The sequence below is a fragment of the Mesorhizobium sp. M0621 genome, assembly GCF_040320745.1.
Lineage (GTDB): Bacteria > Pseudomonadota > Alphaproteobacteria > Rhizobiales > Rhizobiaceae > Mesorhizobium.
The window spans coordinates 44,757-50,756 of the sequence record NZ_JAMYQF010000049.1; the positions used below are offsets into that span (position 1 = coordinate 44,757).

At 61.8% G+C, this 6,000-nt stretch carries 5 protein-coding genes and 1 pseudogene; 1 reads left to right on the top strand and 5 read right to left on the bottom strand.

Features of this window, described 5'->3' with window-relative positions; translation table 11 throughout:
- Nucleotides 1–190: 190 nt before the first annotated feature.
- The 3 genes and pseudogenes from NKI38_RS26160 to NKI38_RS26170 all read right to left on the bottom strand — a co-directional run bounded on the left by NKI38_RS26160 (nucleotide 191) and on the right by NKI38_RS26170 (nucleotide 2,532).
- A pseudogene (locus tag NKI38_RS26160) lies at nucleotides 191–685 on the bottom strand (DUF302 domain-containing protein).
- A gap of 67 nt (nucleotides 686–752) precedes the next feature.
- The gene (locus tag NKI38_RS26165) at nucleotides 753–1,613 is read right to left on the bottom strand and encodes an alpha/beta fold hydrolase (protein ID WP_352662617.1); all 861 of its coding nucleotides are present in this window, start codon (nucleotides 1,611–1,613) and stop codon (nucleotides 753–755) included.
- A 148-nt stretch (nucleotides 1,614–1,761) separates the two neighbouring features.
- A complete protein-coding gene (locus tag NKI38_RS26170; protein WP_352662620.1) occupies nucleotides 1,762–2,532 on the bottom strand; it encodes an alpha/beta hydrolase in 771 nt (256 codons plus the stop codon).
- 215 nt (nucleotides 2,533–2,747) lie between these two features.
- Between NKI38_RS26170 and NKI38_RS26175 the strand changes: the two genes are divergently transcribed.
- Nucleotides 2,748–3,710 (top strand): AraC family transcriptional regulator, encoded by a 963-nt coding sequence (locus NKI38_RS26175; protein ID WP_352662623.1) that lies wholly within the window; start codon nucleotides 2,748–2,750, stop codon nucleotides 3,708–3,710.
- 239 nt (nucleotides 3,711–3,949) lie between these two features.
- Here NKI38_RS26175 and NKI38_RS26180 read toward each other — a convergent pair whose 3' ends face one another.
- Together NKI38_RS26180 and NKI38_RS26185 are read right to left on the bottom strand one after the other, a co-directional pair.
- Nucleotides 3,950–4,165, bottom strand: a complete 216-nt coding sequence (locus NKI38_RS26180; RefSeq protein ID WP_352662626.1) for a helix-turn-helix transcriptional regulator — start codon at nucleotides 4,163–4,165, stop codon at nucleotides 3,950–3,952.
- Nucleotides 4,166–4,293: 128 nt separating this feature from the next.
- A partial coding sequence (locus tag NKI38_RS26185) for an AAA family ATPase (RefSeq protein ID WP_352662629.1) occupies nucleotides 4,294–6,000 on the bottom strand: 1,707 nt, incomplete at its 5' end.

A 6,000-nucleotide genomic window follows, 5' to 3' on the forward strand; every position in this document is an offset into this window, starting at 1 on the left:
GCAGGGCTGTCACAATCTCTCCAAGCGATACCATACCGAGCCGCTCCGCTACGACCCGCAAGGATGCCGAGCCCACAAACGCTTCGGTGACCGCTTTCCTCAAAGCCGTCGCTGCCATGTTGCCTTCGCGGCATCATGTGTTTTCGATAGGACTCTCACTTCCATCAGTCTGAAGCGTCATCAGGAGAGTTTAGCTTGCGCATTCGCGTAACCAGGTTGTGATTTTCGCATCAAGTGTGCGGGCGACAGCAAGAGCCTCCAAACTACCATAGGAAAGCAGATAACTCTCCATTTTGTCGTAGGAGACATGCTCGGCGTCGGGACGTTCATCAACAAGGACTGTGACTGGGGCGTAAGATCCAGCATCGGGAACGTGCTTGACCATTTCTTTCATAATGAGCGGATTGCCCACCAAGAACCGCATGCTTTTAGGAGTGTCGAGCCCAGTTTCGCGCCGTAGAATGGCGCCCAAGTCGAATTCCGCGAAGAGCATGAGACCTGTGCGGCCTAGGCCGTTTTGCACAACGCGCTCCAAATCCGAGAAGAATTTGCGGCCCTCGTCGACTTGAAAAATTCTACCATGTCAGGTTGACCGACCGCCGACTTAAGGGGCGGCCACAACCGCGTCGAATGGTTTGGAACACCTCAGGCTGAAACGCTCAACCTCGACCTTGGCGATTGTCATTTCTTTCTCCGCAACAGCTCTCATGAATAAACGCGCGGCCGATTGCGCCGGGATGAGGCAACGCCGGTTAGGCTCCCAGGAAGGTCCGGACGTGGCTGGCAAACAATTCGTGGTACTGAAACAGGGCGCCGTGGCCGGAATCGGGATAGAGGACCAGCTGGGCGTTGCTTAGAGCCTTGAACATTGCGTAGGCGTTGTCCGCCGGCAGCATGGTGTCGTGGCTGCCGCTGACCACAAGGGCGGGCTGGTGAATGGCGCGCAGAGTGGCGTGCTCGGGATCAGGAGTGGCGCACCAGGTAATAAGCGCCTTGGCCTGCGGATCGGTCACCGTGCTGCCGTTATCGGTATCCCGATCTTCCTTACGCACCTTCGCCCGCTTCAGAAACGCGCTGCCGGCCGACTGGCTGGCGGACGACTTCGTGAAGAACAGTGGCAGGCGGGGGTCTGGCGCCTCGGTTTGGGAAAACGCGTCCTGCAGAACCGCCAATAGGTGTTCCTCTCCGCCTTTCGGAGCGGTGCCGACGAGGATAAGCTTGCGGACCAGCGTTCCATGCTCGGCGGCGATCTGCTGCGCGACGCAGCCGCCGAGGGAGAAGCCCAGCAGATCGACTTGGGAGAGGCCGAGCAGGTTGATAAAGGCGACCGCGTCTCGGGCCATCGCCTCGATACTGTCCGGCGTTTGGCCTGTCGAGCGGCCGACCCCGGCGTTGTCAAAAGCGATCACCGGGCGATCGGCCGCCAGGACATTGACGAGGGCGGGATCCCATGCATCGATGTTGCCCGAGAAATGCTGCAGGAGAACCAACGGCGTTCCGGTCGGTGGGCCGAGGCGGCGATAGGCAAAGCGGATTCCGCTGCCTTCGATGTAACGGGTGGGCGCTGTTTCTAGTGTGGCGGCGTCCTGGGTCGCGGTGTCGAGTTCAGTCATGTCATCCTCCGGATGCTTGGCATAAATAATCGAGTGGGAGTAGCCGGTGCGGTTTTGGCTAGGTTTGAGCCGCTCGTGGTCCAAGGCATTCCGTAGTCCGCCGAGCAGGCGTGGTGCTCCCGGCACGAAAGTGCCGGGAGCGGTATCGTCACTTCACGAGTGCGGCCTTTTCAATCACCGCGGCGACTTCCTTTGCGTGGACGACCAGGGAGGCATGGCTGCCGGCGACCTCAGTCGTCTGGGCCTTCATCATGTTGGCGAACAACTTCTGGACCTCGGGTGCGATGACCTTGTCCCTCGTGCTGATCACATAGAACGTCGGCTTATCGTGCCAAGCTGCCGTGTCGACCGGAGCCTCGAATGCGGTGTGGTTCAACGGGAGCTGATGGTTTGCCAGGGATTCGGCGATCTTCGGAGGAAGGTCAGCCGCAACTGCCGAAGGAAACACTTTGGGATCGATGTAGAGATCGCCCTTTTCGTCGGGATGAATCGCCGCACCGCCTTCGGTTGCCGGACCGCTCTTTGCCAGGGTGGCCAGGGATTGTCCTACGTCGGGCGCGAATGCGGAGACATAGACGAGCGCCGAGACCTTCGGATCGTCACCTGCTTGCGTGATGACAACGCCGCCCCAGGAGTGGCCAACGAGAACGGTCTTGCCGATCTGTTTCGCGAGCGCCTGTTTGGTGGCATCGACGTCCGCTTCGAGGGAGGTGAGAGGGTTTTCGACGAGCGTGACGTTGTAGCCCTTCTTCGTGAGGATGTCGGCGACAGGCTTCCAGCTCGTCTGGTCGACGAAAGCGCCATGGACGAGCACGATATTATGAGCCGCCCCCTTGGGCAGTTGAGCTGATTGGGCGGGGGCGGCAATTGCTGCTCCGGCCATGAGGACTGTGGCGACGGAAAGTAGAAGATTTCGCATTGGATTGCTCCGGTTAGAATGGCGGACGACGCGCGTCCGGGAATGGGCAGCCGTCTGTGCGAAGGCACGGTTCTTCCATCTGCCGTTTTGCGAAATGGATGACCTCGCGATGCATCGGGCCGCTGCGACATGAGATCGTCCGCGAAGGTCGCGGACGCTAGGGCACAATCGTCCGAATGTTGTGTCGGATCGTCCGAAGGGCTAACGTCGGTGACATGGACATCCTCGCTGAAGTGCTCGATCGCGTTCGCCTTGGCGGAACCTTGCTGTTCCACTTCGAACTCGGCCATCCCTGGAATCTCGCGTTGCCAAGGCGCCCCTACGCTCTGTTCCACTATCTCAGCCGTGGCTCGGCTACCCTCGCGCTCGAACAGGGACGAGAGCTCCACTTGACCGAGGGCGACTTTGTTGTCGTCACGCGTGGCGAGCCCCATGTGATCTACTCGGATAGCCGGACGGAGCCGCTACCGATTCTCGACATCGATCGACTAGCCGGGCGTCTTGGCCTCATTCGTCATGGAGGCGGCGAGCAGCCGCTCGCGACGATGATCTGTGGTAGTTTCACTGTGGCACGGCCCTCGCGCGGTAGCGTTTTGGAATTGCTTCCGCCCGTGCTTCTCCTGAAACCGACGGAAGACGGAGGATGGCTCGCGGCGATTCTGCAACGCATGGTGAGCGAGGCGGCGTTCGAGCGTCCCGGACAAGGCGTTGCGCTCTCACGTTTGACTGAAGTGCTCTTCGTCGAGGTGTTGCGAAGCTGGATCAAGTCGCTCGGCCCCGGAGAAGGCGGGTGGCTGGGGGCGATGGCGGACCCGCACATAGGACCGGCACTTCAGTTGATCCACGAACGGCCGGATCGGCCCTGGACGCTTGGCGACCTCGGGCAAAGCGTGGGACTTGGTCGTTCGGCTTTTTCGGCTCGCTTCACCAAGCTCGTCGGCGAGTCCATGTACCGCTATCTGATCGCGCGCCGGATGTCGGAGGCCGCGTTTCTGCTCGAAACAAGCGACGAGGGGATTGCACGGATTGCGACCCGCGTCGGCTACGAGACCGCGGCGGCGTTTTCGAAGCTGTTCCATCGACATCATGGCCTATCGCCTGGCCGTTATCGGGCAGTTCGCCGCTCTGACGGTGGCCGAAGGCAAGGGGGCGTTCTGGAAGCAGAAGTCGCCGATTAACCTCGACCAAGCTGGCTTCCGGGAGGTCTGGCGATAGGCGGCGGGGCGGCTCCGACGGGAGTGCTCAGTTTGACGAGACACGAACTGTCGTCGAGTTTTGGCTTGATCACAGGGCGACGACTGCTTTCGCGAGGTTGCCATCTAGTAGTGGACAGTCAGCTGCGGGCCCCTTCCCAGTCGTTGAACTTGCCTCAGAGAGGAGTGTTCAACGTTGACAGCAACATGCCACTCCACCGCCACTAGTCGCTGTTTTTTCGCCCCGCTTTGGTGTGCCAGGAGACAGGATCAGCGACCCACCGATTGATGTCGGATTCCCTCCATCCCGCACCATTTATGCTGATCTTGATCTGCGCCGGGAACGTGCCTTCGCCGATCTTGCGATAGATGGTTGAACGGGACAGGCCGGTCCTGGCAAGGACGGTTTTGAGGCGTATAATACGATCCGGCTCGGGCATAGCTTGCCTGCACCTCACTGGTTCTTGCTGATTTCTGCTGGGACAGAGAGGACGAACCCATGCCGGAGGCAATGAGGTTTGTCGCCTCAGCCGGCTGCGGGGTGGAAACGGCGGCAAATCGGCATACCTTAGATCCCAATGCCCCGCCCCTTACCGATGCCATGGCTGAAGGCGAGTTCCGCGCCCAGGCGACGACCCGACTCCACGTTGATGCCAAGCTCGCGTTTGCGGTTTGCCAGTAGGGATTCAAGGTGAGGGTCGCGTTCAAGGCTCTTGGCCATATCGGACATGGCCGAACGCGTTGACTTGTAGCCGGACATGTCGCCTGCTTGGTATTGATCCTGGCTTGTCCGGTGGAGCTTCTGCCAACGTTCCACGAAACGGTCGGCGCGATGGCCGGGATCGATGTCCATCCCAGTTCGGATTTCTGTTTCAAGCTGGAGAGCAAGCACGATGCGGCTGACGCGGCCGGCCCCCGCCTCGCGGACAAGCTCGGGATTTTTCACATAAGCCGCTTCGGCATCGCGCCAGCCATGCGGCCGCACCTTCTCGAAAGTGCTACGGGCATCCCTCAATTCGCGCATCTGGTCGGGACTGCCCTGCCCGTCCGCGTTTGCGTTGTGCGACATCGCGTCGAGAGCGCGCGCGTGACGCACAAGCGCCTTTGTGCGAGCGCTGCGCAACGCCGCTTCCGCGTCCACCGGCACATTCGTGTCGCGCGGCGCGCCGGTGACGAGATTTTCTCCGCCGGGCGTCGGGCCTGCATCTCCGATCTGCGCCCCAACACTCTCCCTTCCCGGCCCAGGTCCACGTTCCTGCCTGGGCTCGTCGTCTCCGGGCGAGCGCAACCCGTCCAGCAGCCCGCCGATCCTGTCGCGCAGCTTCTCCGGAACGATCCGGCGCACGATCTCGGCCACACGCTCGCGGAAGGTGATACCGCGCCGCTCGGCATAGGTCTGCGCCGGGTCAATCTGCTCGTAGTCCGACGCCATGTCCTTGGCGCGGTCGCGTGATAGCGTGCGTGCGAGCCGCTCGCGGGTCGCGAAGTCGTCGCCACCATAATGCAGGTCCATCCCCTCGCGATGTCGCGACAGTGCGACGTAGCTGCCATGTGCATCCATGCCCGGCGTAGCGAGCACATGGGTGCGGTCAACCGTCATGCCCTGCGCCTTGTGAATGGTCGCGGCATAGCCGTGGTCGATGTGCGCGTAGTCTTTCAGGTCGAACCGCACCGACCTCCCATCGTCAACGCGAACTGTCATGCTTTGTGTGCTGAGCTCCTCCACGATGCCGAGCGTGCCGTTCTTGACGCCGAGCCCGCGCTCGTTGCGCAAGAACATGACGCGGTCACCGCTGGCGAAGGCCCTTGCACCGCGTTCGACATTCACCTGAACCTCGTCGCCGAGATCGCCGGCAGTGCGCAGCCGCTGGCGCACTGCCTGGTTGAGCGCGCGCACCTCGTCGTTTGTGTGGGTAAGGATTGTCCGGGTTGCCTCTGGATGCGCCTGCCTGTCGCGGTCCCAGCGCTCGACGAGTTCACCTCGTGCCTCATTGCGCGTTGCAGCCTGATGCATGCCTTGCGCGTCGTAGGCGTTGATCGCGGCGCCGATCCTGCCGGTTGCCAGATCGCGCGTTGCGTCACGCTGCCAGTCCTCGCGCTGCCGGCGCACCTGGCTGATTTCGACGCCGCCGTGTCGCTCGTGAATCGAGCGGAATGCAGCCCCGGCTTCGATTGCCTGCAGCTGCTGCGGATCGCCGACGAGGACGACTTTCGCGCCAACGTCCGCCGCATGGGAAAGCACGCGCTCCAACTGGCGCGTGCCGACCATGCCGGC

Bases quoted from the DNA above. Each gene is read 5' to 3' on its own strand.
- NKI38_RS26165 (WP_352662617.1), bottom strand. From the start codon at position 1,613: ATGACTGAACTCGACACCGCGACCCAGGACGCCGCCACACTAGAAACA.
- NKI38_RS26170 (WP_352662620.1), bottom strand. From the start codon at position 2,532: ATGCGAAATCTTCTACTTTCCGTCGCCACAGTCCTCATGGCCGGAGCA.
- NKI38_RS26175 (WP_352662623.1), top strand. From the start codon at position 2,748: ATGGACATCCTCGCTGAAGTGCTCGATCGCGTTCGCCTTGGCGGAACC.
- NKI38_RS26180 (WP_352662626.1), bottom strand. From the start codon at position 4,165: ATGCCCGAGCCGGATCGTATTATACGCCTCAAAACCGTCCTTGCCAGG.